The 25,684-nt window shown below is 65.2% G+C and carries 29 protein-coding genes; 21 read left to right on the top strand and 8 right to left on the bottom strand.

Features of this window, described 5'->3' with window-relative positions; genetic code table 11:
- Nucleotides 1–4: 4 nt before the first annotated feature.
- The 13 genes from secY to H143_RS22885 all read left to right on the top strand — a co-directional run bounded on the left by secY (nucleotide 5) and on the right by H143_RS22885 (nucleotide 9,021).
- Nucleotides 5–1,330 carry a preprotein translocase subunit SecY gene (gene secY, locus H143_RS0106210; RefSeq protein WP_026349782.1) on the top strand — a complete coding sequence of 442 codons (1,326 nt, stop codon included), beginning with the start codon at nucleotides 5–7 and terminating at the stop codon, nucleotides 1,328–1,330.
- Between the two features lie 8 nt (nucleotides 1,331–1,338).
- On the top strand, nucleotides 1,339–1,557 hold the full coding sequence (infA, locus tag H143_RS0106205) for a translation initiation factor IF-1 (protein WP_019937367.1): 219 nt from the start codon (nucleotides 1,339–1,341) through the stop codon (nucleotides 1,555–1,557).
- Nucleotides 1,558–1,589: 32 nt separating this feature from the next.
- The gene (rpmJ, locus tag H143_RS0106200; RefSeq protein WP_026349781.1) at nucleotides 1,590–1,703 is read left to right on the top strand and encodes a 50S ribosomal protein L36; all 114 of its coding nucleotides are present in this window, start codon (nucleotides 1,590–1,592) and stop codon (nucleotides 1,701–1,703) included.
- A 45-nt stretch (nucleotides 1,704–1,748) separates the two neighbouring features.
- Complete coding sequence (rpsM, locus tag H143_RS0106195) at nucleotides 1,749–2,114, top strand: 30S ribosomal protein S13 (protein ID WP_019937365.1); 366 nt, start codon at nucleotides 1,749–1,751, stop codon at nucleotides 2,112–2,114.
- Between the two features lie 15 nt (nucleotides 2,115–2,129).
- Nucleotides 2,130–2,531, top strand: coding sequence for a 30S ribosomal protein S11 (gene rpsK, locus H143_RS0106190; RefSeq protein WP_019937364.1), 402 nt, complete (start codon nucleotides 2,130–2,132; stop codon nucleotides 2,529–2,531).
- A gap of 11 nt (nucleotides 2,532–2,542) precedes the next feature.
- Entirely contained in the window at nucleotides 2,543–3,166 is a 624-nt protein-coding gene (gene rpsD, locus H143_RS0106185) for a 30S ribosomal protein S4 (RefSeq protein ID WP_019937363.1), read from the top strand.
- 211 nt (nucleotides 3,167–3,377) lie between these two features.
- Nucleotides 3,378–4,370: a DNA-directed RNA polymerase subunit alpha gene (gene rpoA / locus H143_RS0106180; RefSeq protein ID WP_019937362.1), complete on the top strand. Its 993-nt coding sequence runs from the start codon at nucleotides 3,378–3,380 to the stop codon at nucleotides 4,368–4,370.
- A 186-nt stretch (nucleotides 4,371–4,556) separates the two neighbouring features.
- Complete coding sequence (rplQ, locus tag H143_RS0106175) at nucleotides 4,557–4,946, top strand: 50S ribosomal protein L17 (RefSeq protein ID WP_019937361.1); 390 nt, start codon at nucleotides 4,557–4,559, stop codon at nucleotides 4,944–4,946.
- Nucleotides 4,947–5,111: 165 nt separating this feature from the next.
- On the top strand, nucleotides 5,112–5,543 hold the full coding sequence (locus tag H143_RS0106170) for a hypothetical protein (RefSeq protein WP_019937360.1): 432 nt from the start codon (nucleotides 5,112–5,114) through the stop codon (nucleotides 5,541–5,543).
- 119 nt (nucleotides 5,544–5,662) lie between these two features.
- A complete protein-coding gene (gene cutA / locus H143_RS0106165; RefSeq protein WP_019937359.1) occupies nucleotides 5,663–6,007 on the top strand; it encodes a divalent cation tolerance protein CutA in 345 nt (114 codons plus the stop codon).
- A 5-nt stretch (nucleotides 6,008–6,012) separates the two neighbouring features.
- Nucleotides 6,013–7,965 carry a protein-disulfide reductase DsbD gene (gene dsbD / locus H143_RS0106160; protein ID WP_019937358.1) on the top strand — a complete coding sequence of 651 codons (1,953 nt, stop codon included), beginning with the start codon at nucleotides 6,013–6,015 and terminating at the stop codon, nucleotides 7,963–7,965.
- A gap of 2 nt (nucleotides 7,966–7,967) precedes the next feature.
- Nucleotides 7,968–8,474, top strand: a complete 507-nt coding sequence (locus H143_RS22890) for a hypothetical protein (protein ID WP_231378463.1) — start codon at nucleotides 7,968–7,970, stop codon at nucleotides 8,472–8,474.
- Nucleotides 8,455–9,021: a GGDEF domain-containing protein gene (locus H143_RS22885; protein ID WP_369751162.1), complete on the top strand. Its 567-nt coding sequence runs from the start codon at nucleotides 8,455–8,457 to the stop codon at nucleotides 9,019–9,021. Before H143_RS22890 ends, H143_RS22885 begins: the two co-directional genes overlap by 20 nt.
- Nucleotide 9,022: 1 nt before the next feature.
- Here H143_RS22885 and hemB read toward each other — a convergent pair whose 3' ends face one another.
- Complete coding sequence (gene hemB, locus H143_RS0106150) at nucleotides 9,023–10,036, bottom strand: porphobilinogen synthase (RefSeq protein WP_019937357.1); 1,014 nt, start codon at nucleotides 10,034–10,036, stop codon at nucleotides 9,023–9,025.
- Entirely contained in the window at nucleotides 10,033–10,656 is a 624-nt protein-coding gene (gene yihA / locus H143_RS0106145; protein WP_019937356.1) for a ribosome biogenesis GTP-binding protein YihA/YsxC, read from the bottom strand. The genes hemB and yihA overlap by 4 nt, the downstream gene beginning before the upstream one ends.
- Nucleotides 10,657–10,813: 157 nt before the next feature.
- Between yihA and H143_RS0106140 the strand changes: the two genes are divergently transcribed.
- From H143_RS0106140 to H143_RS20090, 3 genes are read left to right on the top strand one after another with little or no spacing between them, the layout of a single operon-like run.
- Nucleotides 10,814–12,904 (top strand): cytochrome c biogenesis protein ResB, encoded by a 2,091-nt coding sequence (locus H143_RS0106140; RefSeq protein ID WP_026349779.1) that lies wholly within the window; start codon nucleotides 10,814–10,816, stop codon nucleotides 12,902–12,904.
- 23 nt (nucleotides 12,905–12,927) lie between these two features.
- The gene (gene ccsB, locus H143_RS0106135; protein ID WP_019937354.1) at nucleotides 12,928–14,112 is read left to right on the top strand and encodes a c-type cytochrome biogenesis protein CcsB; all 1,185 of its coding nucleotides are present in this window, start codon (nucleotides 12,928–12,930) and stop codon (nucleotides 14,110–14,112) included.
- 40 nt (nucleotides 14,113–14,152) lie between these two features.
- Nucleotides 14,153–15,115, top strand: coding sequence for an alpha/beta fold hydrolase (locus tag H143_RS20090; RefSeq protein ID WP_019937353.1), 963 nt, complete (start codon nucleotides 14,153–14,155; stop codon nucleotides 15,113–15,115).
- A gap of 46 nt (nucleotides 15,116–15,161) precedes the next feature.
- Here H143_RS20090 and lysA read toward each other — a convergent pair whose 3' ends face one another.
- Together lysA and H143_RS0106120 are read right to left on the bottom strand one after the other, a co-directional pair.
- Entirely contained in the window at nucleotides 15,162–16,454 is a 1,293-nt protein-coding gene (lysA, locus tag H143_RS0106125) for a diaminopimelate decarboxylase (protein WP_019937352.1), read from the bottom strand.
- Nucleotides 16,451–16,663, bottom strand: coding sequence for a lipoprotein (locus tag H143_RS0106120; RefSeq protein ID WP_019937351.1), 213 nt, complete (start codon nucleotides 16,661–16,663; stop codon nucleotides 16,451–16,453). Before H143_RS0106120 ends, lysA begins: the two co-directional genes overlap by 4 nt.
- A gap of 83 nt (nucleotides 16,664–16,746) precedes the next feature.
- On the opposite strand from H143_RS0106120, the gene cyaY reads away from it, so the two are divergent.
- Nucleotides 16,747–17,076 carry an iron donor protein CyaY gene (gene cyaY, locus H143_RS0106115; protein WP_019937350.1) on the top strand — a complete coding sequence of 110 codons (330 nt, stop codon included), beginning with the start codon at nucleotides 16,747–16,749 and terminating at the stop codon, nucleotides 17,074–17,076.
- A 62-nt stretch (nucleotides 17,077–17,138) separates the two neighbouring features.
- Here the strand turns inward: cyaY and H143_RS0106110 are convergent, their stop codons facing one another.
- Nucleotides 17,139–19,550 (bottom strand): penicillin-binding protein 1A, encoded by a 2,412-nt coding sequence (locus H143_RS0106110; protein ID WP_019937349.1) that lies wholly within the window; start codon nucleotides 19,548–19,550, stop codon nucleotides 17,139–17,141.
- A 118-nt stretch (nucleotides 19,551–19,668) separates the two neighbouring features.
- Here H143_RS0106110 and H143_RS0106105 point away from each other — a divergent pair, with 118 nt between their 5' ends.
- From H143_RS0106105 to H143_RS0106095, 3 genes are read left to right on the top strand one after another with little or no spacing between them, the layout of a single operon-like run.
- Nucleotides 19,669–20,292, top strand: coding sequence for a shikimate kinase (locus tag H143_RS0106105; protein ID WP_081627013.1), 624 nt, complete (start codon nucleotides 19,669–19,671; stop codon nucleotides 20,290–20,292).
- The gene (gene aroB, locus H143_RS0106100; protein WP_019937347.1) at nucleotides 20,289–21,368 is read left to right on the top strand and encodes a 3-dehydroquinate synthase; all 1,080 of its coding nucleotides are present in this window, start codon (nucleotides 20,289–20,291) and stop codon (nucleotides 21,366–21,368) included. The genes H143_RS0106105 and aroB overlap by 4 nt, the downstream gene beginning before the upstream one ends.
- A 10-nt stretch (nucleotides 21,369–21,378) precedes the next feature.
- Nucleotides 21,379–22,527: a deoxyguanosinetriphosphate triphosphohydrolase gene (locus tag H143_RS0106095; protein ID WP_019937346.1), complete on the top strand. Its 1,149-nt coding sequence runs from the start codon at nucleotides 21,379–21,381 to the stop codon at nucleotides 22,525–22,527.
- Between the two features lie 75 nt (nucleotides 22,528–22,602).
- Here the strand turns inward: H143_RS0106095 and H143_RS0106090 are convergent, their stop codons facing one another.
- The 3 genes from H143_RS0106090 to H143_RS0106080 are packed head-to-tail and all read right to left on the bottom strand — an operon-like array spanning nucleotide 22,603 to nucleotide 24,901.
- On the bottom strand, nucleotides 22,603–23,376 hold the full coding sequence (locus H143_RS0106090) for an amino acid ABC transporter ATP-binding protein (protein WP_019937345.1): 774 nt from the start codon (nucleotides 23,374–23,376) through the stop codon (nucleotides 22,603–22,605).
- On the bottom strand, nucleotides 23,376–24,047 hold the full coding sequence (locus tag H143_RS0106085; RefSeq protein ID WP_019937344.1) for an amino acid ABC transporter permease: 672 nt from the start codon (nucleotides 24,045–24,047) through the stop codon (nucleotides 23,376–23,378). Before H143_RS0106085 ends, H143_RS0106090 begins: the two co-directional genes overlap by 1 nt.
- A gap of 17 nt (nucleotides 24,048–24,064) precedes the next feature.
- Nucleotides 24,065–24,901 (bottom strand): transporter substrate-binding domain-containing protein, encoded by an 837-nt coding sequence (locus H143_RS0106080; RefSeq protein WP_019937343.1) that lies wholly within the window; start codon nucleotides 24,899–24,901, stop codon nucleotides 24,065–24,067.
- A gap of 99 nt (nucleotides 24,902–25,000) precedes the next feature.
- Between H143_RS0106080 and H143_RS0106075 the strand changes: the two genes are divergently transcribed.
- Nucleotides 25,001–25,660 (top strand): aspartate/glutamate racemase family protein, encoded by a 660-nt coding sequence (locus tag H143_RS0106075; protein ID WP_019937342.1) that lies wholly within the window; start codon nucleotides 25,001–25,003, stop codon nucleotides 25,658–25,660.
- Nucleotides 25,661–25,684: the final 24 nt, after the last annotated feature.

The following is a 25,684-nucleotide window of genomic DNA, read 5'->3' as shown; positions in this document are numbered from 1 at the left end:
ACGCGTGGCTAAAGCACAGACTCCTGGCAAGGCTGACCGATACGGCGATCTCAAGCGCCGTCTCGTGTTCCTGGCGCTCGCCCTGGTCGTCTACCGCCTGGGCACGCACATTCCCGTTCCCGGCATCAACCCGGATGCGCTGTCGGATCTGTTCCGCCAGAACCAGGGCGGGATTCTTGGCCTGTTCAACATGTTCTCGGGCGGCGCCCTGTCGCGCTTCTCCGTGTTCGCCCTGGGGATCATGCCCTACATCTCCGCTTCCATCATCATGCAATTGATGGCGGTGGTGATGCCTTCGCTCGAAGCCCTTAAGAAGGAGGGTCAGGCGGGCCAGCGCAAGATCACCCAGTACACCCGTTACGGCACCGTGGTGCTGGCGCTGGTGCAGGCGGTCGGCATTTCGGTTGCGCTGGAATCTCAGCACGGCCTGGTGGTCGATCCCGGCATCGTGTTCCGCGTCACGACGGTGGTCACGCTGGTTACCGGCACCATGTTCGTCATGTGGCTGGGCGAGCAGATCACCGAGCGCGGTCTGGGCAACGGCATCTCGATCCTGATCTTCGGCGGTATTGTCTCGGGCCTGCCCTCCTCGATGGGCGCTCTGCTGGACCTGGTGCGCACCAACTCCATGTCCGTGCTGTCGGCGCTCTTCATCCTTGCGCTGGTGGTTCTGGTGACGGGCTTCGTCGTGTTCGTCGAACGCGGCCAGCGCAAAATCACGGTGAACTACGCCAAGCGCCAGGTGGGCAACAAAGTGTACGGCGGCCAGAGTTCGCACCTGCCGCTCAAGGTGAATATGGCCGGCGTGATCCCGCCGATCTTTGCCTCGTCGATCATCCTGTTCCCTGCAACGGTCACCAGCTGGTTCTCGACCAGTGGCAAGATGATGTGGCTGCGTGATCTGGCGGCCGCTCTGCAGCCGCGCCAGCCGCTCTACATCACCCTGTATTCGATCGCGATCATCTTCTTCTGTTTCTTCTACACGGCGCTGGTGTTCAACAGCCGCGAGACGGCGGACAATCTGAAGAAGAGCGGTGCATTCGTGCCTGGGATCCGTCCCGGCGAGCAGACGGCGCGCTATATCGACAAGATCCTGATGCGCCTGACGCTGGCCGGCGGTCTGTATGTCACCCTGGTGTGCTTGCTGCCCGAGTTCATGGTCATGCACTGGAACGTTCCGTTCAACTTCGGTGGCACGTCCTTGCTGATTATTGTCGTCGTTACCATGGACTTCATGGCTCAGGTGCAGGCTTACATGATGTCGCAACAGTATGATTCGCTGCTCAAGAAGGCTAACTTCAAGGGGACGGGCAGCCTGCCGCTGCGGTAAACAGAACAATGTCCAAGGACGACGTTATCCAGATGCAAGGCGAGGTTATCGAGAACCTTCCCAACGCAACTTTTCGCGTCAAGCTTGAAAACGGCCACATCGTGCTGGGCCATATTTCCGGCAAGATGCGCATGCATTACATCCGGATCCTGCCGGGCGACAAGGTCACAGTGGAACTCACGCCCTATGACCTGACGCGAGCCAGGATCGTATTCCGGTCTAAGTGATCGGTAGGATTTCGGAAAATTAGGAGTCAACCATGAAAGTAATGGCATCGGTTAAGCGGATTTGCCGCCACTGCAAAATCATCAAACGTCACGGCGTGGTGCGTGTCATCTGCACCGACCCGCGTCACAAGCAGCGTCAGGGCTGATCCGGCGACGGACCCCTGAAGCAACGGAACTACTAAGGAAACGTTATGGCCCGTATTGCCGGCATCAACATTCCGCCGCAACAGCACACTGAGATCGGCCTGACCGCCATCTTCGGTATCGGTCGCACTCGCGCTCGCAAGATTTGCGAAGTCGCTGGCGTGCCCGTCACCAAGAAGGTCAAGGACCTGTCCGACGCCGAACTCGAGCGCATCCGCGAAGGCGTGGGTACATTCACGGTCGAAGGCGATCTGCGTCGTGAAGTTCAGCTCTCGATCAAGCGTCTGATCGACCTGGGAACCTATCGCGGCATGCGTCACAAGCGCGGTTTGCCCGTGCGTGGCCAGCGTACCCGCACCAACGCACGCACCCGCAAGGGTCCGCGTCGCGCTGCTGCGTCCCTGAAGAAATAATCCGAGGAAGAGAACATGGCCAAGGCTTCTACTGGCGCCGCCTCGCGTGTGCGCAAAAAGGTCAAGAAGAACGTCTCGGACGGCATCGCGCACGTCCACGCTTCGTTCAACAACACCATCATCACCATCACCGACCGCCAGGGCAACGCTCTGTCGTGGGCGACTTCGGGCGGCGCCGGCTTCAAGGGCTCGCGCAAATCGACCCCGTTCGCCGCTCAGGTTGCCGCCGAAACGGCCGGCCGCGTCGCAATGGAATACGGCATCAAGAATCTCGAAGTGCGCATCAAGGGCCCCGGCCCCGGTCGCGAGTCGTCGGTTCGTGCTCTGAATGCCCTGGGCATCAAGATCACCAGCATCGCCGACATCACGCCCATTCCGCACAACGGCTGCCGTCCGCCGAAGCGTCGTCGTATTTAAAGGGAACCAACATGGCTCGTTATATTGGCCCCAAGTGCAAACTCTCGCGCCGCGAGGGCACCGATCTTTTCCTCAAGAGCGCCCGCCGCTCGCTGGACTCCAAGTGCAAGCTGGATTCCAAGCCTGGTCAACACGGCCGCACCTCGGGTGCCCGTACCTCCGACTATGGCCTGCAGCTGCGTGAAAAGCAAAAGCTCAAGCGCATGTACGGCGTGCTGGAAAAGCAATTCCGCAAATACTTCGCCGAAGCCGAGCGTCGCCGCGGCAACACCGGCGAAACGCTGATCCAGCTGCTCGAATCGCGCCTGGACAACGTTGTCTACCGCATGGGTTTCGGTTCGACCCGCGCCGAGGCTCGCCAGCTGGTCAGCCACCGCGCCATCGAACTGAACGGCCACACCGCCGATATCGCCTCGATGATCGTCAAGGCCGGCGACGTGGTTTCTGTGCGTGAAAAGGCTAAGAAGCAAGGCCGTGTCAAGGAGTCGCTCGACCTGGCGACCAGCATCGGCATCCCCCAGTGGGTAGACGTCGACGCCACCAAAATGACCGGTACCTTCAAGGCCATGCCCGATCGCGCTGACGTCGCCCGCGACATCAACGAATCGATGGTCGTCGAACTGTACTCGCGTTAATCGAAATTGACGCGACCGCGGCATGCACTTGCCGCGAGCCGAGGCTTCCGGAAGGAATCCGAAGCGCAGCCCGTTTCAAGGGCGAGCTTCGGGATTCCCGCAGGCAGCCTCGGTGTGTTTAGAAAGATTCTTTTTCCAGCCCGTTTTTCCCCTTCATCCATCAGCCTTATCGGTGTAACGAGCCGAGGGTATTGAAAAGGATCCTACCAAGATGTCCACTCAAGGTTTTCTCAAGCCGCGCTCCATCGAAGTCGAGCCCGTCGGCCTCAATCACGCCAAGATCGTGATGGAGCCCTTCGAGCGCGGCTACGGCCACACGCTGGGTAACGCCCTGCGTCGCATTCTGCTGTCGTCGATGACCGGCTATGCGCCCACCGAAGTCCAGATGACGGGCGTGGTGCATGAATACTCGACCATCACCGGCGTGCGCGAAGACGTGGTCGACATTCTGCTGAACTTGAAGGGCGTGGTGTTCAAGCTGCACAGCCGCGACGATGTCACCCTGGTGCTGCGCAAGACCGGCGCCGGCGAGGTGCGCGCCAGCGATATCGAGCTGCCCCACGACGTCGAGATCATCAATCCCGATCATCACATCTGCAGCTTGACCGAAGCCGGCAAGCTGGAAATGCAGATCAAGGTCGAGAAGGGGCGCGGCTATGTGCCGGGCAATGTGCGCGCGCTGTCCGAAGACCGCGGCCACACCATCGGACGTATTGTGCTGGACGCTTCGTTCTCGCCCGTGCGCCGCGTGAGCTACGCCGTTGAAAGCGCCCGGGTCGAGCAGCGCACCGACCTGGACAAGCTGGTCTTGGACATCGAGACCAACGGCGTCATCTCGCCCGAGGAAGCCGTGCGTCAGTCGGCCCGCATCCTGATGGACCAGATCTCGGTCTTCGCCGCCCTGGAAGGCGCCGCCGAAAGCAGCTATGGCAGCGATGCTCGCGGCAGCGCACCGCAGATCGACCCTGTCCTGCTGCGCCCGGTCGATGACCTGGAGCTGACGGTGCGTTCGGCCAACTGCCTGAAGGCCGAAAATATCTACTACATCGGCGACCTGATCCAGCGCACCGAGAACGAATTGCTCAAGACCCCGAACCTGGGTCGCAAGTCGCTCAACGAGATCAAGGAAGTGCTGGCCGCACGCGGCCTGACCCTGGGCATGAAGCTCGAGAACTGGCCGCCCCTGGGCCTGGAACGCCCGTAATAGACCACCCCCCAAGCGCCTGCGGCGCTTCCCCCTCAAGAGGGCGCCGCAAGCAGACCGGCAAAGCCGGATCTGCTGCGGCCTTGAGGGAACCCATTTTTTGCACCGGCCCGCGAACCTTCGATAGAAGAGCCGGATAACCCGATGGCCCAAAAGGCCGTCATGTAGATTCAAAGGAAATACACCATGCGTCACGGTAATGGTCTGCGCAAACTCAACCGCACCAGCAGCCACCGTCTTGCCATGTTCCGCAACATGGCCGTTTCGCTGATTCAGCACGAAGCGATCAAGACCACACTGCCCAAGGCGAAAGAACTGCGCCGCGTCATCGAACCCCTGATCACCCTGGGCAAGCAGCCCACCCTGGCGAACAAGCGCCTGGCCTTCGCCCGCCTGCGCGATCGCGATGCCGTCCTCAAGCTGTTCGCCGAAATCGGCCCGCGCTACGCCACCCGCAATGGCGGCTATACCCGCGTGTTGAAGATGGGCTTTCGCCAGGGTGACAACGCCCCCATGGCTTTCATGGAACTGGTCGATCGTCCGCAACCCCAGGAAGGCGAAGCCAGCGCCGAGTAATCGCGCAGGGCGAGAGCCAAGCATGAGACGGGCCGGGTTGCATAAACCCGGCCCGTTTTTCATTTTTGCCGCACGGGCGGCTTCGCGCGAAAATATTCCGGGCCGCACATTGCCATCGGAACAGTTGCGCATGCCATGGCGGCCCTTACACAAGGGAGAAGTTCAATGGAAAAGCCGGATGTTCGATTTGTCAAAACAACGCTGCTGGCGGTGGTCTTGGCTGTGGCCGGGACGGCAGGCAGCCCTTACGCGCAGGCCGCGGGCCTGCCCACGCTCTACTCGCGCGGCCAGATAAGTTATACCTCCGGCGGAGTAGGGCAGGACGAATCGCAGGCATTCAAGCGCGAAGCGCCGAACTGGCCCTTGGCCCTGCAGTTCTCCGGCCTGGGTGGTCAATATATCGCCGACGTCCATATCCGCATCCTCAAGCGCGACGGCACGAAGGTGCTCGAGGCGGTATCGCAGGGGCCTTTCATGCTGGTCAAGCTGCCGCCTGGCGAGTATGCGGTCTACGCCCGGTACAAGCATGAAGAACAGAAGCGGGACGTGCGCGTCGCCGGGCATGCATCTGCGGCATTTCGCTGGAATATGCAATAGCGCCGATCCACGGCAAGGCCATGCCGGCGCCGCAGGCCGCGGATCGTGCGCGGGGCCGTGGCCGTTTTAGAATGAGGACTTCGGCCTGATCGGGCTTCTGGAAAGTGTCCATGAGAACAATGAAAAGCGAGAGCGACGACGACGTCGTGCTGGTACTGAGCAATGTGCCCGATGCCCCGCTGGCCGAGCGCATTGCCCAGGTGCTGGTCGATGGCGGCCTGGCGGCCTGCGTTCACCTGGGCGGTCCCATAACGTCGGTCTATTCCTGGCAGGGCAAACTCGAACGCACCCAGGAAATTCCGCTCGTCGTCAAGACGACCCGCGCGCGCCAGGAAGAGGTGATGCAGGCCCTGGCCAAGCTGCATCCCTATGAAGTGCCCGAGGTGCTGGTGGTGAGCGCGCAGGACGGCCTGGATTCCTACCTGGACTGGGTGCGGCGGCAAACACGGGTGCAATGGCATTGAAGCGAATGAAACAATACGGGCGGCTGGCCCTGTGGGTGCTCCTGATGGCGCTGTCGGGCTGGCAAGGCGCGACCGCGCAGAGCGAGTCCGACTTCCTGCCGCCCGAGCAGGCCTTCGCGCTGCAGGCGAAGATGGCCGCCCCGGACAGGCTGGTGCTGCATTATCGCGTGGCCCCGGGCTACTACCTGTACCGAGAACGCTTCGTGCTGGCGCCGGCCGCCGGGCAGGCCCAGTGGATGGGCGCCGCTGTCTATCCCAAAGGCCAGGTCAAGCACGATCCGGTTTTCGACCAGGACATGGAGGTTTATCACCATGACTTGGATATCCGCGTGCCGCTCAAGCCCGGAGCCGCCGGGCCGTGGGTACTCACGGTGACCAGCCAGGGTTGCGCCGAGGCGGGGATCTGCTATCCGCCCATGGATCATGCCGTGACCCTCAACCCCGTTGCCGGCGGCTATGCCCTGGCCGGCGTGGATCTGCCCCAGGCAGGCGGCGTGAACATCGCGGCCGCGGTCGCCGGCATATCGATGCCGGCGATCCGCAGCACGGGTATTCTGGGTGCCTCGACGCCCGCGGCGCCAGGCGCGGGTATCGATACGCCCGCTGCGCCGCGCCCGCCGCCAGCCCTGGGTGCCTTGCTGCACGCTGGCGACACCGGCCTGGCCCAGGCCCTGGGCGGCCTGGGCTGGCTGAAGACGGCAGGCGTATTTCTGGTGCTGGGCCTGCTGCTGTCGTTCACGCCTTGCGTGCTGCCCATGATTCCCATCGTATCGGCGCTGGTGCTGGGCGACGCGGCGCGGCGTTCGCGCTGGCGCGGCCTGGGCCTGGCGGCGGCGTATGTGCTGGGCATGTCGATCGTCTACACCGCGCTGGGCGTGGCCGCCGGGCTGTCGGGCGCCGGCTTGGCCGCCTGGCTGCAGACGCCCTGGGCGCTGGCGATATTCGCGCTGCTGCTGGCGTTGCTGGCCCTGGCCATGTTCGATGTCTATGTCTTGCAGATGCCGGCGCAGGCGCAGGCGGGTTTGAGTGCGTGGGCCAACCGCATGCCGGGCGGTCGCCATGCGGGTGCCTTGATGATGGGCGCCGTTTCGGCGCTGATCGTGGGTCCCTGCGTGGCGGCTCCGCTGGCGGGCGCCCTGCTTTATATCTCGCGCACGGGCGACCTGCTGCTGGGCGGGTCGGCCTTGTTCGCGCTGGCCTGGGGCATGGGCGTGCCGCTCCTGGCCGTGGGCGGTTCGGCGGGCGCCTTGCTGCCGCGCACGGGGCCGTGGATGGAATCGGTCAAACGTCTTTTCGGCATGTTGCTCCTGGCCACGGCCTGGTGGATGCTCATGCCGGTGCTGCCGGGCTGGACGCAGATGCTGGGCTGGGCTTTTCTCGCCGTGGTAAGCGCAGTGATGCTGCGCGCCTTCGATGCGCTGCCCGCCGAGGCGGGCGTGGGGCGCATGTTCGCCAAGGGCCTGGGGTTGTTGCTGGCGCTGGCGGGCGTGGTCTGGCTGGTGGGGGCGGCCAGCGGCGGGCGCGACGTGCTGCAGCCCCTGTCGCAGTTGAGCGCGCCGGCGCGCATGCAGGCAACGACGCAGGGCAGCGATGTGCGGCCGCCGCAGTTCACTCCGGTGCACAACTTGGCTGAACTCGATGCGATGCTGAGGCGTAGCGACAGGCCCGTCATGCTGGATTTCTACGCCGACTGGTGTGTGTCGTGTCGCGAGATGGAACGCGATACCTTCAGCGAACCCTCCGTGGCCGCGCGTATGGACCGTATGCTGCTGCTGCGCGCGGATGTCACGCGCAATACGGCCGCCGATCGCGCGCTACTCAAGCGTTTCAGGCTGTTCGGCCCACCGGGCATGGTCTTTTTCGCCCCGGGAGGTCGCGAGCTGGCCACGCGCGTTATCGGCTACCAGGTTGCGCCGCGTTTCGGCGCGGCGCTCGATACGGTGCTGGCAACCCGCTAGGCATGCTGAACCCGGTCAGCATTCTGCTCGTCGCGATTTTGTCCAGCGTGATGAGTGTGGCAATGCTGGGGTCGCTGCAATTTGCGGCCATACCGGGTGTGCGCCGATGGATCGTTGCGGGCCTGCTCTGGATGGTCTCGATGGCGTTGGTCGCGCTGCAGAGTCTGCCCTATCCCAAGTTCGTGTCCCTGGTCCTGTCGAATACGCTGATGGCCTATTCGATAACCTTGATCTACGAAGGATGCCGGCAGTTCCAGGGGTTGCGGCCTGCCATCGTTCTGCCCTACATCGGTTGCGCAGGCATATTTCTGGGCAGCTGCTATTGGCTCTATGTGTCGCCCAGCTTCAACGCCCGGGTTGTCCTGGTTATTGCGGGGCATGACTTATTTCCTGGGCTGGGCGCAGCAGACGGATTTGCTGCAGCTCACGCCGATCAATCTGACATTTCTCGCCAGCGGCATACTCTCCCTGCCGTCTCTGTCGATCGGCATGGTTATGTTGGCGCATGACCGTCTGGCCGAACGGCTGGAACGGTGGGCAAATATCGACACGATGACCGGCGCCCTGGTGCGCCGCGCCTTCATGGAGCGGGCGCAGTCGCGGCTGGAGCGGACCGGGTCCGGCGCAGGTCCGGCGTCCCTGGCGATCATCGATATCGATCACTTCAAGTCGATCAACGACAGGCATGGGCATGCGGCGGGCGATCAGGTGCTTGCCCATGTGGGCCGTCTCATCGGGACGAATCTGCAACAGGACGATCTGTTCGGCCGGATCGGAGGCGAAGAGTTCGGCATCTTGTTGACGGATACCGGCAAACAAGAAGCGCTTGCGCGCATCGAGTCGTTGCGGCGATTGATCGTGGGCAACAAATGCCGGGCTTTGTCCGCCGAGGAAGGCCGGATAGACGTGAGCTGTACGTTCAGCGCGGGCGTGGATGAATACCGCTGCGGCGAGACGCTATCTAACCTGATGGCGCGCGCGGACTCGGCGCTGTACGCGGCCAAGTCGCGCGGACGCGACTGCGTAGTCGACGCGCAAATGCAGTCCGGATGTTGACTCAGGCCCGCGTGAGCAGCCGGGCCGCTTCGATGGCGAAGTACGTCAGGATGCCGTCGGCACCGGCGCGCTTGAATCCCAGCAGGGCTTCCATCATCACCTTGTCGTGGTCCAGCCAGCCGTTGTTGGAGGCGGCCTTGATCATGGCGTATTCGCCGCTCACCTGGTAGGCGAAGGTCGGCACGCCGAACGCATCCTTCACGCGCCGCAGTACGTCCAGGTAGGGCATGCCGGGCTTGACCATCACCATGTCGGCGCCTTCGGCGAGGTCGGCCGCCACTTCGCGCAAGGCCTCCTCGATATTGCCCGGATCCATCTGGTAGGCCTGCTTGTTGGATTTTCCCAGGTTGGAGGCCGAGCCCACGGCGTCACGGAAGGGGCCGTAGAAAGCGCTGGCGTACTTGGCCGAATAGGCCATGATGCGCGTATGGATGAACTGCCTGTTTTCGAGCGCCTGGCGGATGGCGCCGACGCGTCCGTCCATCATGTCGCTGGGGGCGACGATGTCCACGCCGGCCTGTGCCTGCACCATGGCCTGCTTGACCAGCACTTCGATGGTGGGTTCGTTGAGCACGTAGCCGTGCTCGTCGATGAGGCCGTCCTGGCCGTGGCTGGTGTAGGGGTCCAGCGCCACATCGGTGAGAATGCCCAGCTCGGGAAAACGCCTCTTCAATTGGGCGACCACGCTCGGTATGAGACCGTTCGGGTTGGCGGCCTCGATGCCGTCGGGCGTCTTCAGGGCGGGATCGATCACCGGAAAGAGCGCCATCACGGGGATGCCCAGCGCGACGCATTCTTCAGCCACGGGCAGCAGGGTGTCGAGTGAATGGCGCACCACGCCCGGCAGCGACGGCACGGGTTGCGCCAGGCCTTGGCCTTCGGCCACGAAGACCGGGTAGATCAGGTCGTCGACCGACAGCGTGTTCTCGCGCACCAGCCGGCGGGTGAAGTCGTCGCGGCGCAGACGGCGAGCGCGGGCAATGGGATAGCGGGCGGAAACGAGATGCTGAGTCATGGCACGACCTGCGGTGAAATCCAGTTCTCGACGGCCAGCGTGGCTTCAGGCAGGCCGATGCGATCGGTGGAGGAAAAGGGGATGGCGTTGAGCTGGCCGATGTCGGCCAGTTCCTTGCGCACGGCCTGCACGGCCCGCACGCGCTGGCCGTAGGGCAGCTTGTCGGCCTTGGTGAGCAGCGCCAATACGGGCCGGCCCGTCGGCGCGATGAAGCTGGACAGGCGCCGGTCCAGGTCGGTCACGCCACGGCGGATGTCCAGCAGCAGCACGATGCCGGCCAGTGACGGGCGATCGCGCAGATAGCCGCCCAGTATGTCGGCCCAGGCCTCCTTCTCGCGATGCGCCACCGAAGCGTAGCCGTAGCCGGGCAAGTCGACCAGAAAGCCCAGCTGTCCGTCCGGATCGAGCGGATCGGGCAGGCCAAACAGATTGATCAGACGCGTGCGGCCGGGCGTCTTGCTGGAGAAGGCCAGGCGCTTCTGGTTGCACAGCACGTTGATGGCCGAGGACTTGCCGGCGTTGGAGCGGCCCACGAAGCAGACTTCCGGCGCGCCCGGGGGCGGCAGTTGGTCCAGCCGGGCCGCCGACACGAAGAACGAAGCGCGATGAAGTAGGGACACGTCGGATGCCTAGGTTGGGGGAGCAGTAAATAGGCCGCAGTGTGACAAGTGCACATACAGGCGGCCGTGCAGCGCTCATTGTACGATCTGGCGTTCCGCATCTGCGCGCCAGGCAGTTCGCCGTCAGCCGGGGAGCGGTATGCTGTTCTCCGACATGATGAGCCGTACGTCTTCCCACCTTGCCCCACGCCAAGTCCTGAGTGCGTTTTTCGAACTGCTGGGTTCGATGCGCTTTGCCGTCAGCCTGCTGGGCATTCTGTGCGTGGCCAGCGTGGTGGGTACGGTGCTGCCGCAGAACAGCCCGGACAGTGCCTACATCGATCAGTTCGGCCCGTTCTGGTTCGAGGTGTTCGACCATTTCTCGCTGTGGCGCGTCTATAACAGCGGCTGGTTCATGCTGATCATGGCCTTTCTGGTTCTGTCCACCTCGATCTGCCTGACGCGCAACGCGCCGCGCATGCTGCGCGATGCCCGGTCCTTTCGCGAGTATGTGCGCGCCGACAGCCTGCGCGCTTTTGCGCATCGCTTCGAGACCCACTATGCCATGGCGCCGGAGCCCGCCGCGCAGGCCTTGTGCCGGCTGTTCAAGGCCCAGGGCTATGCGGTGCGCGTGCGCCGCGACGCCGCCGGGCTGATGGTGGCGGCCAAGAAGGGCAGCGCCAACCGCCTGGGCTATATCTGTGCGCACGCGGCGCTGGTCATCATCTGCCTGGGCGGTCTGGTCGATAGCGACATGTCGCTGCGCCTGCAGATGTGGCTGGGCGGCAAGCAGCCCGTGATGGGCAATATGAGGATTGCCGATGTGCCGGCCAGCGGCCGCTTGTCCCCGCGCAACCCGAGCTTTCGCGGCAACATCCTGGTACCCGAGGGCGGGCAGACGTCTTCGGCGGTGGTGATGGTGGGCGACGGCGCGCTGGTGCAGCCGCTGCCCTTTACGCTGCGGCTCAAGCATTTCGTGGTGGACTATTACTCCACCGGCATGCCCAGCCGCTTCGCCAGCCAGGTCCAGGTCATCGATTCGGCCACCGGCAAGACTTTTCCTGCCACCATTGAGGTCAATCATCCCCTGCACTACAAGGGCATCACGGTCTACCAGTCGAGCTTCGACGACGGCGGCAGCCATGTGACGCTGGTGGCGTACCCGCTGAAGGGCATGCTCCCGCGGGGCGCTACGGTGCAGGGCACGATAGGCAAGTCGCTCGTGGTGGATCCGGCCGCCGCCGGCGCGGCCGTGGCGCGGCAGGGCACGGGCGCGCCGCCCGATTCCATGCATATGGACCTGGCTTCGCTGCGCGTGATCAATGTCCAGGACATGTCGGGCGACAAGCCGGCCGATCGCAAGTCGCTCGAGCAGGAGCTGGCGTCGGTCACCGGCAGCGCGGCCGGCAAGAAGAACGAAAACCTGCACAATATCGGCCCCAGCATCGAATACCGCCTGACAGATGCCTCCGGGCAGTCGCACATGTTCCGCAATTACATGGCGCCCGTCATGCTCGATGGCGCCTCGGTGTTCCTGGTCGGCGTGCAGGGCGACGACGGCGCGTACCGCTACGTGCGCATCCCGGCGGACGCGCAGGGTTCCCTCGCGCAATTCGCACGCCTGCGCGCGGCCCTGGCCGACCCGGACATGCGGCGCGCGGCTGCACAGCGCTTCGCGGCCGCCAGTGCGCCTTCCTCGGCCGACACGGCGGCCTTGCAGGCCGCCGCGCTGCACGCGCTGGACACATTCGCGCACGGCGGGCTGCAAGGGGTGGCCGACGTGCTGCAGAACAATACCCCGCCCGCCCAGCTCAAGCATGCGGCCGACATGGTGGTGCGCCTGATCGGGGCCAGCATGGCTGAACTGGACGATCTGGCGCGCCAGCGCGACGGCCTGTCTGCCGCGCCGCGTACCCGTGAGCAGGCCCGGTGGACGCGACGGGCCGTCGCGGCCTTGTCGGACCTGTCGCGCTATCCGGCGCCGGTCATCTACGAGTTGGACGATTTCAAGCAGGTGCAGGCCAGCGTCTTTCAGATCACGCGCAACCCCGGCGAATATGGCGTGGTGTTGGGCGCGGTGCTGCTGATCGTCGGCATCTTCACCATGTTCTATCTGCGCGACCGGCGCATCTGGGCCTGGGTCCAGCCTGCCGAGGGCGGCAGCACGGTGCTGGCGGCGATGACAACGCAGCGGCGTACACTGGACTTCGACCAGGAATTCGAGCGGCTGCGCGCGGCCGCCACGGCGCCGGGCTCGGCGCAGCGCTGAGCAGCTCACAAGCGAGGGCATGCATGACCACCGACTTTTCGACTTCTTCTTCCCTGTGGCCGGCCGTGCCCTTGGCCAGCGGCGACGGCCGCCCGCATCGCGGCCGGCCCGATATTTCCGACCTGGTTTTCTTTCTGCTGCTGGCGCTCGGCGCGGGCTGGACGCTCGCGCACCACGGCAGCGCGATGGATTACTACGAGAAGGTCATCCTGTGCGCGGGGGTGGCGGTGCTGACCTGGCTGGGTTGGCTATGGCGCCCGCTGCGCGGACTCCTGGTCGCCTGCGGCCTGGCCGCAGGCCTGGCGCTCGTGCTGTACGGTCACGATCTGGCGCGCGCCGACCACGAGTTCCTGCTCAAGTACCTCCTGTCTTCGCAGTCGGCCATCCTGTGGATGTGTGCGCTCTTCATCCTGGCGACGGTCTGCTACTGGCTGGGCTTCTTCAGCCCGACCTGCGCCTGGCTGGGAACGGTCTGTACCTGGGGCGCGGTGTTTGCGGGCCTGACCGGTATGCTGGTGCGTTGGCGCGAGAGCCATCTCATGGGTCCCGGCCTGGGCCATATCCCGGTGAGCAACTTGTATGAAGTCTTCGTACTGTTCTCGCTCATCACCGCGCTTTTCTACCTGTATTACGAGCGCCGCTATGCCACGCGCGCGCTGGGCGGCTTTGTGCTGCTGGTGATCTCCGCGGCGATCGGCTTTCTGCTCTGGTATGCGCTCACGCGCGACGCCTGGCAGATACAGCCCCTGATACCGGCCCTGCAAAGCTGGTGGATGAAGCTGCACGTGCCGGCCAACTTCATCGGCTACGGTTCGTTCTCGCTGTCGGCCATGGTGGCCTGCGCCTACCTGGTCAAGCAGCATTTTCCCAACGGCCGCCTGGGCCGCGCCCTGCCCGCGCCGCAGGTGCTGGACGACCTCATGTACCGCTCGATCGCGGTGGGCTTTGCCTTCTTCACCTTGGCCACGGTGCTGGGGGCCCTATGGGCCGCCGATGCCTGGGGCACCTATTGGCAGTGGGACCCGAAGGAAACCTGGGCCCTGATTGTCTGGCTGAACTATGCCGCGTGGCTGCACATGCGGCTCATGAAAGGTCTGCGCGGCAGCATGGCCGCGTGGTGGGCCCTGGTGGGGCTGGCGGTGACCACCTTCGCGTTCCTGGGCGTGAACATGTTCCTGTCCGGACTGCATTCCTACGGCGGTTTATAGGGGGGCTGTGCGCTAACCGCACAACGACGGCCCCGGCAGCATGACCGATCCGCAGCCCATCGAATTCGCGGCCGCCGACGGCTATCTGCTGCGCGGTTTCGTGTGGCGCCGCCGCGCGCCGCGCGAGGATGGCGCGGCGCGTCCCGTTGTCATCGTCAATGCGGCGACATCAGTGCGCTGCCGCTACTACTTCCGGTTCGCGGACTACCTGCACCGGCACGGCTGCGACGTCGTGGTCTATGACTATCGGGGCATCGGGGAATCGCGGCCAGCCCGGCTCTCGAGCCTGGCCGCGACCTGGGTGGATTGGGGCGAGCTCGATTGCGAGGCCGCGCTGCGCTATGCGGCCGGTGTGTTCCCCGGGCAGCCCATCGATGTGGTCGCGCACAGCATCGGCGGCTTCGTGCTCGGGCTCGCGCCGTCGAACCACCTCGTGCGGCGTGTGTTCACAATGGGTGCGCAGTATGCTTATTGGCGCGATTACGCGCCGCGCAGCAGGCTTGCGATGCTGTGGAGATGGCACGTCGTGATGCCTGCCGTGACGGCGTTGCTCGGCTATTTTCCGGCAAAACGGCTGGGCTGGATGGAAGACACGCCCCGCGGCGTCGTGCTGTCGTGGGTCCGCAGCCGGCGCAACTTCGAAGATACCTACCGGCGCGCACCGATCGCGCTGACCGAGTCCAGGCGCCGCGCACTGGCGCAGCGCTTCGCGGCGTTGCGGGCGCCGCTGCTGGCGGTCAGCGTGACGGACGATCCCTTCGGCACGATGCCGGCCATTGAGCGGCTGCTGCGTTATTTCTCCGGCCGCGTGCTGCATCTGCGCTTGCCGCCGCAGGCAGTCGGTGCCGATGCGATCGGGCATTTCGCGTTTTTTCACAGCCGATTCGAGGCCAGCCTCTGGCCGATCCCGCTGCATTGGCTGGCGACGGGCGAAGTACCGCCGCAATTCGTGTCCCGGCTGGTGTCCGAGCGCGGTGCGCGCGAGCCGGGGCAGGCCGACTGAAGCGGTCCGTTCAAGCCCGCGGCCGCCAGGGCTGCCCGCCCGCAGGTCAAAAAGGCAGCCTGGACTCGCCCCGCGTCAGGTCCGAGATGGACTCGCGCTGGCGCACCACGTAATACTTTTCGCCGTCCACCATGACTTCCGCCGGCCGCGGGCGCGAGTTGTAGTTGCTGGCCATGGTCATGCCGTAGGCCCCCGCCGACTCCAGCGCCAGCACGTCGTCCTGCTGCACGCACAGCGCGCGTTCCTTGGCCAGCCAGTCGCCGCTTTCGCATACCGGACCCACCACGTCGTACACGCGCGTTGCGCCCGCGCGCGGCCGCACCGCGCGCAGGCCGTGCCAGGCCGTGTACAGCGAAGGCCGCAGCAGGTCGTTCATGCCGGCATCGACGATGGCGAAGTTGCGCGCCTGCGCATGCTTGAGGTATTGCACCGTGGTCAGCAGCAAGCCGGCATTGCCCACCAGCGAGCGGCCCGGCTCCAGCACCAGGTGCAGATGGCCGTAGCCGCGTGCGGCCAGGCGTTCGAACACGTGGTCCAGCAGTGCCTTGGGCGAAGGCTGGACCTCGTCGGTGTAGCGGATGCCCAGGCCGCCGCCCAGGTCCAGGTGCGCGATGGCAATACCCGATGCCTTGAGCGTGTCGATCAGGTCGATAAGCTTGTCCAGGGCGTCGAAATACGGGCTGATGTCGGTGAGTTGCGAACCGATGTGGCAGTCCACGCCCACCACGTGCAGTCCGGGCAGGCTGGCTGCGATGCGGTAGGCCTGGGGGGCGTCCTCGATGGCGATGCCGAACTTGTTTTCCTTGAGCCCCGTGGAAATGTAGGGGTGGGTCTGCGCATCGACGTCGGGGTTCACGCGCAGCGACACGCGCGCATGCCGGCCCATGCATTGGGCCACGTCCGACAGGCGATAGAGTTCGTCCTGCGATTCGACGTTGAAGCACTTCACGTCGGCTTCGATCGCGGCGCGCATCTCCCAGGCCTGCTTGCCCACGCCCGAGAACACTACCTTGGACGGATCGCCGCCGGCGGCCAGCACGCGCGCCAGCTCGCCGCCGGACACGATGTCAAAGCCCGCGCCCAGGCGGGCGAACTCGCCCAGCACGGCCAGGTTGGAATTGGCCTTCATGCCGTAGCAGACCAGCACCGGGCGGCCGTCCATGGCCTGCTGGTAGCGGTCCAGGGCGGTGCCCAACGCCGCGCGCGAATACACATACAGCGGTGTACCGAGCTCGGCGGCCAGATTGTCCAGCGGCACGCCCTCGGCATGCAGCGCACCCTTGTGATAATGAAAATGCGGATGACCGATCGGCTCGGCTTGGGCGGGGGCGTTGCTCATTGCGGGAAGAGGTCGGGTACGGGGTTGGCTTGCCGGGCGTGGCCGGAGTCGTTCGGCGCGCGGGCAGGCGGCGCTGCCTCGGGCGCCGCGGTCTGGCCCGGCTTGAGCGCGGGCGGCGGTACCGGCCGCGGATGGTCCTGCGGGCTGCCGGGCATATACAGCGGGCCTTTGTAGCCGCAGGCTGCCAGTGCGCCGCAGACGGCCAGCATGGCTACAATGCGAGAGATGGAACGGCAGCGTGCCGAGTGCGCAAAGTGCACAGAAGACTCCGTAATCGATGGCAGGTTGGATTATGACCGAAACCGAATTCCTTGCCCTGGTAGACCAGGTGCTCGACAGTATCGAGAGCCAGGCCGACGACTGGGCGGCCGCGACCGATCTGGATATTGAAGCCAGCCGCAGCGGTCACGTGCTGACCCTGGTTTTCAACAACGACATCCATGTCGTGATCAATTCCCAGGCACCCATGCGCGAGATCTGGGTGGCGGCGCGCAGCGGCGGCTTTCATTATCGCTACGACGGCCGCATCTGGAACGACACGCGCGGCGGCCCGGCCTTGCCCGAGGCCTTGTCGCAAATCTGTTCCGCGGCGGCCGACATGCCTCTGGCCGTGCGCCTTTAGCCTCAAAGCGTACCCGAGCATTCGAACGAACCCGGCGTCTGCCGGGTTCGCGCATTGGGCGATCAGTGGCCGGCCTTGCTGCTGCCCGCGAGATTGCTCAGGAAGTCGCCCAGCGTATCCTGCTGCGGCGGGGCGTCCTGGGGGTTGCCGCCCAGGCCCAGCGAGGCTACGGCCTGGCCGGGCGGATAGTCCGAGAGATACAGTTCGTTGTTCACTTCGAGCACGCCGTCCGGACGCGGACGCGGCGTGGGCATGGGCAGGTCCTTGACCGCGTCCTGCATGTAGCCCAGCCAGATCGGCAGGGCCACGCCGCCGCCGGTCTCGCGCGCGCCCAGCGATTTGGGCTGGTCGTAGCCCAGCCACGCGGTGGCTTCCAGGCCCGAGGTATAGCCGGAGAACCAGGCGTCCATCGAATCGTTGGTGGTGCCGGTCTTGCCGGCGACGGTGCGCTTGAGCACGGCGTGCGCGCGCGCCCCCGTGCCGTAGGTGGCCACGCCTTCCAGCAGATTGTTCACGATGTAGTCCACGCGTGGATCGATGGCGCGGATGGACTCGTCGCCGGCCTGATTGGGCTTGGCCTGCATGATGACTTTGCCGTCGCTGTCGGTGACTTTGTCGATCAGGTAGGGCGTGACGCGGTAGCCGCCGTTGGCGAACACCGAATAGCCGGCGGCCAGCTGCAGCGGCGTCACGGTGCCCGCGCCCAGCGCCATGGGCAGCACGGCCGGCTGGCGCGACTTGTCGAAACCGAAGCGGGTCAGGTATTGCTGCGCATAAGCCGGCCCGATGGCCTGCATGATGCGCACCGTGACCATGTTCATGGACTTGTACAGCGCCTGGCGCAGGGTGAGCATGGGTTCGTATTCGTCGCCGTAGTTCTTGGGCGCCCAGGGCTTGGAACCGGTCTGCGCGGCCGTCAGGAAGAAAGGCTCATTGGAAATCTGCGTGGCGGTCGAGAATCCGCGCTCGATCGCGGCGGCGTAGATGAAGGGCTTGATGTTCGAACCCGGTTGGCGCCAGGCCTGCGTCACGCGGTTGAAGTTGCCGCGATAGAAGTCGAAGCCGCCCACCATGGCGCGAATGGCGCCGTCATTGGGCGTGAGCACCACCAGCGCGGCCTGTACGGCGGGGTAGTTGATCACCTCCCAGTTGCCGTCGGGATCCTTGTGCACGTAGACCACCGAGCCGCGCGTGATGCGCACGCCGGGCTTGGCCTTGTCGCCCAGCGCGCGCGCCACGGTCAGGAGCGCCTTCTTGTCGCTGACGGTGATGATCTCCTTGGCGCTGCGCGCCACCGTGATCTGCGTCGGGCTGGCCGAGAGCACCACGCCGGTCAGCAGATCGTCGCCGCTGTCGGGGTACTTCTCGATCACGGCGTCGATGATGTCGTCCAGCTTCTGCGGATCCTGCTCGACGTTGGCCGGCAGGTCGATGTTTTCTTCCGGGCCGGGATAGGGCGCGCGGCGCGTGTATTCGAGCACGCCGTTGCGCAGCGACTGGTAGGCCAGTTCCTGGTCCTTGGCTCGCACGGTGGTGTAGATATTGATGCCGCGCGAATACAGATCGTCGTGGTAGATGTTGTAGAGCAGCTGGCGCGCCAGCTCGGCCACGTATTCGCCATGCACCTTGAAGCTTCCGGGAGCCGTGCCGGCGCTCGATCGCGTCACGATCTTCTGTGCCATCGCGCTCTGGTATTCGGCCGGCGTCAGGTAGCCCAATGCCAGCATGCGGCCCAGCACGTAATGCTGGCGCACCTCGGCGCGCCTGAGGTTGGACAGCGGGTTAAAGCGCGAAGGCGCCTTGGGAATGCCCGCCAGCATGGCGGCCTCGGCCGGCGTCAGGTCCGCCAGCTTCTTGCCGAAATAGGTGCGCGCCGCGGCCGCGAATCCGTAGGCGCGGTGGCCCAGGTAGATCTGGTTCATGTACAGCTCGAGGATCTGGTCCTTGGAGAGCTGCGATTCGATCTTGAAGGTGAGCAGCAGTTCGTAGAACTTGCGCGAATAGGTCTTCTCGGACGAGAGGTAGAAATTGCGCGCCACCTGCATGGTGATGGTGCTGGCGCCCTGCGCCTTGGAGTCCGTGACCAGGTTGGTGATCGCCGCGCGGATCACGCCTGTCCATTCCACCCCGCCGTGCTGATAGAAGCGGTCGTCCTCGGCCGAAAGCACGGCCGCTTTCATGAGATCGGGGATTTCCGAGAAGCGCAGCACGTCGCGGCGTTCTTCGCCGAATTCGCCGATGAGCACGTGGTCGGCCGTGTACACGCGCAGCGGTATGCGCGGCCGGTAGTCGGTCATGGCGTGCAGATCGGGCAGATTGGGCCAGGCCAGGGCCATGGCCATGGACCCCAGCAGCACCCCGCACAGGCCCAGGCCGCCGAAGAAAATGAAAGCCTTGAGGATGAACCGCAAGATCCAGGGGCCTGCCGATGCGGGCTGCGGTTCTTGCTTGGAGGAAGTTTGACGGGTGCGCATCGCGGCGATTTTACTTTTGATCTGAATCCCCATCGGACGGGGCGCGTTCGGGTTCTGTAACAAATAGTCCGGGCTGTGGTAATCGCACAACTGGCGCCGCAATGGGATAATTGCGGCTATGAATAGGCAAGTGAATATCGGCGGGGCGCCCGAGCCCGACGTGTCGTGCGAATCCGGCGCGCCTTGCGTCGTCGCCAGCCCACCCGCCTGCCTGGCCGACGGCCGGCCGCTGTTCCTGGTGGGCATGATGGGTGCGGGCAAGACCACCATCGGCCGTGGCCTGGCCCGGGTGCTGGGGCGCGAATTCTTGGATCTGGACCATGAGCTGGAAGCGCGCTGCGGCGTGCGGGTGCCGGTGATCTTCGAGATCGAAGGCGAAACCGGATTCCGCCGGCGCGAGGCACAGACCCTGCAGGAGTGTACCCAACGGCGCGACATCGTATTGGCCACCGGCGGCGGCGCCATCCTGGCCGATCAAAGCCGCAGCCTGCTGCGCGAGCGCGGTTTGGTGGTCTATCTGCGCGCCACGCTGGACGAGCTGTTTCGCCGCACCTCGCGCGACCGCAGCCGGCCGCTGCTGGCCACGCCGGATCCGCGCGCCACCCTGCGCCAGTTGATGACGGCGCGCGATCCGCTCTACTGCGAAGCCGCGCATCTGATCATCGACACCGGCGCCTCTTCGGTCAGCTCGGTGGTCAAACACGTGCTGACCCGGCTGAACAACTTCGAGATCGCCCCATGACGACTGTCGTCCACGTCGATACCCCCGGCGGGCAATACCCCATCCATATCGGCGCGGGCCGGCTCGATCTGCTCGATGCCAGCATTGCGGCCGATGCCACGTCCATCGTCATCGTCACCAATCCTGCCGTGGGCGCGCTGTACGCGCACCGGGCGAGGACGGCCTTGGCACGTACCGGCCGGCGCGTGATCACCGTTGAGCTGCCCGACGGCGAGATCCACAAGGACTGGCAGACGCTGAACCTGATCTTCGACGCCCTGCTCGAGAACCGCTGCGACCGGCGCTGCGTGCTGGTGGCGCTGGGCGGCGGCGTGATCGGCGACATGACCGGCTTTGCGGCTGCCGTTTACATGCGCGGGGTGCGTTTCGTGCAGGTGCCCACCACGCTCCTGGCGCAGGTCGATTCCTCGGTGGGCGGCAAGACGGCGGTGAACCATCCGCTGGGCAAAAACATGATCGGTGCCTTCTACCAGCCCTTGGCCGTGGAGATCGACACCGAAGCGCTGGCGACGCTGCCGGCGCGCGAGATTTCGGCCGGGCTGGCCGAAGTCATCAAGTACGGTCTGATCCTCGACCCCGAGTTCTGGTCCTGGTGCGAAATCAACGCGGCCAGGCTGCGCGCGCTTGACCGCGAGGCGCTGTCCTACGCCATCCGCCGCTCCTGCGAACTCAAGGCGCAGGTGGTGGGCAAGGATGAACGCGAGTCGGGCCTGCGCGCGATTCTCAATCTGGGCCACACCTTCGGCCATGCCATCGAATCGGGCCTGGGCTACGGCCAGTGGCTGCACGGCGAGGCCGTGGGCTGCGGCCTGGTGCAGGCGGCCGAGCTGTCGGCCCGCGTGACCGGCCTGCCGGCGGCCGACGTGGCCCGCGTGCGCAAGCTGGTGGCCGACATAGGCTGCCCCGTCGCGGCGCCCGACCTGGGGGCCGAGCGCTGGCTCGCGCTGATGCAGGTCGACAAGAAGACCGAGGACGGCCAGATCAAGTTCGTGATGCTGCCGCGCATCGGCCAGGCGGTCACCCGCGCGGCGCCCGAGGCGGCGGTGCGCGATACGCTGGCCTGCACCACGGGCTGAGGGCGTGACGATGTCCGCATCGTTCCCGGCCCTGGCGCCCTATGCCTGCGATCCTGCCCGCACCCGCGGGCGCAGGCATGACGAACCCTCGGCGTCCAACCGCAGCGAATTCCAGCGCGATCGCGATCGCATCATTCACTGCGGGGCTTTTCGCCGCCTCGAATACAAGACCCAGGTCTTCGTGAACCATGAGGGCGACCTGTTTCGCACGCGGCTCACCCATAGCCTGGAAGTGGCCCAGATCGCCCGCACCGTGGCGCGCAGCCTGGGGCTTTCCGAAGACTTGATCGAGGCCATCGCGCTGGCGCACGATCTGGGCCACACGCCTTTCGGCCATGCCGGGCAGGACGAGCTCAACGCCTGCATGCGCGAACTGGCGCCCGATACGGGCGGCTTCGAGCACAATCTGCAGAGTCTGCGCGTGGTCGACGAGCTGGAAGAACGCTATGCCCAATTCAACGGCTTGAACCTGTGCTTCGAGACGCGCGAAGGCATACTCAAGCATTGTTCGGCGGCGCATGCGCGCCAGCTGGGCGAGGTGGGTCGGCGTTTCCTCGAGCGCACCCAGCCGTCGCTGGAGGCGCAACTGGCCAATCTGGCCGATGAGGTGGCCTACAACAACCACGACATCGACGACGGCCTGCGTTCGGGCCTGCTCTCGCTGGACCAGCTGCAGGAGGTGGCCTTCTTCGCCCGGCACCATGCCACCGTCGTGAAGCATTACCCGGATCTGGCGCCGCGCCGCGCCGTCCACGAGACCATACGGCGCATGATCAACACGCTCATCATCGACCTGACGGCCACCACGCGCGAACGCATCGCCGCGCATGCGCCGGCCAGCAGCGACGACGTGCGCGCCGCGCCGCCGCTGGCCGGTTTCTCGGACGCGGTGCGGCGCGAAGCCGACGCGCTCAAGACGTTCCTCTTCGACAATCTCTACCGGCACTACCAGGTGATGCGCATGACGGCCAAGATGCGCCGCGTGGTGCGCGAGCTGTTCGTGACTTTCCTGGATGATCCGCGCGTGCTGCCGCCCGATTACCGCCGCGACGATCAGGCCGGGCAGGCGCGCGCTATCGCCGACTACATCGCCGGCATGACGGACCGCTATGCCATCCGCGAGCATCGGCGGCTGTTCGAGATCAATCCGCAGAATTGATCTTTGCCGCCGGGCGGCTTCGAGACGAAAGCGTTTGTGCAGGGCCGCGCGGCGCGAGCGCGTCGCGCCGCATACTCAGACATGCGCTTGCTTGAAGCGCGCGAGAAAACTGCGCGTGGCTTCTTGCCGCGGGGCTTCGATGACCTGCGATGGGGGGCCGCATTCCACCACCACGCCGTCGCGCATGAAGATCACCTTGTCGGCGACTTCCTTGGCAAAGGCCATTTCGTGCGTGACCAGCATCATGGTCATGCCCTCGCGCGCCAGCGACTTGATCACCTGCAGCACTTCGCCCACCAGCTCGGGGTCGAGCGCCGAAGTGGCCTCGTCAAATAGCATGACCTCGGGCCGCATGGCCAGCGCCCGCGCGATGGCTACGCGCTGCTTCTGACCGCCCGAAAGCTTGTCGGGGTAGAAATCGGCCTTGTCGGCCAGACCCACCTTCTGCAACAGCTCGCGCGCCGTGGCCTGGGCCTGGACCCTGCCTTGCCTGAGCACGGTGAGGGGGCCTTCCATGACATTGCCCAGCGCGGTCATGTGCGGGAACAGGTTGAAGTGCTGAAACACCATGCCCGTGCGGGCGCGAAAGCGCGCCAGCTCGCGGTCGCCCGGCAGGCGGGTGGCGTTCTTGCCGAAGGCGGCGTCGTGCTCGCCCACCCGCACCTGGCCCGAATCGGGCAGCGTCAGCAAGTTGATGCAACGCAGGAGCGTGGACTTGCCCGAGCCCGAGGGCCCGATCAGCGCCACCACTTCCCCTCTGGCGACTTCAAGGTGGATGCCCTTGAGCACGGCATTGCTGCCGAAAGATTTTTCCAGGTCGCGGATTTCGATGAGCGACGCTTGCGTCATTAGGTTTCCTTGACGAAAGAGCCGAATTCCAGGCGCTTGGCCCAGATCGTCACTGGCAGCAGCACGACAAAATACAGCCCGGCGACCAGGGTGTAGATTTCCAGCGGCCGGTAAGTGTCGTGCGCGATCACCTGGCCCTGGTAGAGCAGGTCGGGCAGCGCCAGCACAGACAGCAGCGAGGTGTTCTTGAGCTGCATGATGGACTGGCTGATGAGCGGCGGAATCATGCGTTTGAAGGCCTGCGGCAGCACGACGCGCCGCATTACCTGTGCGCGCGTCATGCCCAGGGCCTGGCCGGCTTCGGTCTGGCCGGGGTCCGTGGCGATGATGCCGCCGCGGATGATCTCGGAATAGAACGCACCGCCGTATAGCGACAGGCACAGGGCCGCGGCGACAGGCGCCGAGATCGAGATGCCCGCGAGCACGGGCAGCGCGTAATAGAACCAGATCAGCTGCACCAGCACGGGCGTGCAGCGAAACACCTCGATATAGGCCCGGATGGGGGCGGTGATCCAGCGGGAGCGGGCCAGCCGGCCCATGCCCGTCAGCAGGCCCACCAGCAGGCCCAGCGCCACGCAGATGACCGTGAAAAAGAGCGTATACCCCAGACCGTGCAGAATGATCCAGCGATATTCCCAGAGCACCTCGAAGTGCCAGGTGTAAGTCCGCATGACGCGCGTCTATCCGATCAGAAGTCCATGTCGGCCGGGAAGGCGCTGGGCTTGACGCCCGCGAGCTTCTGCATATTGCTCAAGATGACCCGCTTGACCTCGCCGTCCTGGTGGGCCTTTGCCAGCCACGTGTTGACCGCCTTGAGCAGCCGGTGGTCGGTTTCTTTTTGCAGGCCGATGGAAACCTCGTTGGAGAATACGGGCTTGGGAATGGTGAGCGTGCCGGCGTCGGGCACCTTGGCCAGCATGGGCAGCGCCAGGGTGATGACTTCCACCTGGCAGTCAACGCGGCCGGCCTGCAGAGCCAGCGTGGCGGCGCCCTGGCTGTCAAAGCGCTGGATGTCGGCCTTGGGCGCCATCTTGGTGGCGGCCATGTCGTTGGTCGACCCGACGTCCACGCCGATCTTCACTTTGGGATTGCTCAGCTCGGCCCAGGACTTGCCGGCGTTGGCCTTGTCGCAGACCGTGGTGTAGGTGTTGACGAACAGTGTGTTGGTAAAGTCGATCGCCTTGGCGCGCTCGGGTGTGGGGGCCATGCCGAACATGATGTCGATCTTGTTCGATTGCAGGTCCAGCACCGCATTGCCCCAGGTGGTCTCCACGTATTTGACCTTCACGCCCAGCGACTTGGCCAGGTCCTGGGCGAAGTCCGGGCCGAAGCCGTCCCACTTGCCCGTGGCCAGGTCCTTGTGGAAATACGGCACGGCGTCGGCGATGACGCCCACGCGCAGCACCTTGCTGTGCTCTACGCGGTCCCAGCCGCTTTGGGCGGCACCCTGGGCGCTGGCCGTAAAGCCGGCCGCAGCCAGGGACATGGCGGCGACGACCTTGATGGTGTGATGCATGAAGCGCATGGACTTCCCCTTGTTGGTTTGGCGGTGACGTATTGGTTGGGCGCCAAGCGGATAAGATGCCCGAAAGGCGCGATTTTAGACTCTTGCAGAGGATTCTATATGGGTTTCCTGGGCGTTCTGATGCTCGATACGCGTTTTCCCCGCCCGCCTGGCGACATCGGCAATCCGGCGACTTTTGAGGCGCTGGGCATTCCCGTGCGCTATCTCACGGTGGCGGGCGCCTCGCCCATGCGGGTGGTGCGCGAGGGGGATCCGGCGCTACTGGAACCCTTCATCGCGGCCGCGCGCATGCTGGCCGGGCAGGGCGCGCGGATGATTTCCACCAGCTGCGGGTTTCTGGCGGCCTTCCAGCCGGACATGGCGGCTGCGCTGGATGTACCGGTCGTGACATCCAGCCTGCTGCAATGCGCGGATCTGGATGGACCCGGCGTGCTGACCTTCGATGCGCAGTCCTTGACGCCTGGGCTGCTCGAACGGGCCGGCGTGCCGGCGCGCACGCCGGTGCAGGGCGTTCAGCCCGGCTGCGAATTCCATACCCGCCTGCTGTACAACCACGACCGGCTTGACCTTCAGGAGGCCCGGCGCAATGTGGTGGACGCGGCGCGGGAACTGGTGCGCCGCCATCCCGGTGTACGCAGCCTTGTCCTGGAATGCACCAATATGCCGCCGTATCGCGCGGCCATCGAAGCGGCCACCGGCCGGCCGGTGCACGATATCGTCACCCTGCTGCAGGCGCGTTGGCAGGGCCTGCCTGAATAATTGATTTCCCCCTGCGCGGTTTGC

The sequence above is a fragment of the Bordetella sp. FB-8 genome (assembly GCF_000382185.1).
In the GTDB taxonomy this organism is placed as follows: domain Bacteria; phylum Pseudomonadota; class Gammaproteobacteria; order Burkholderiales; family Burkholderiaceae_B; genus Bordetella.
Note: the sequence above shows the minus strand (reverse complement) of the source record. Positions and strands in the feature narration are given on the sequence as shown.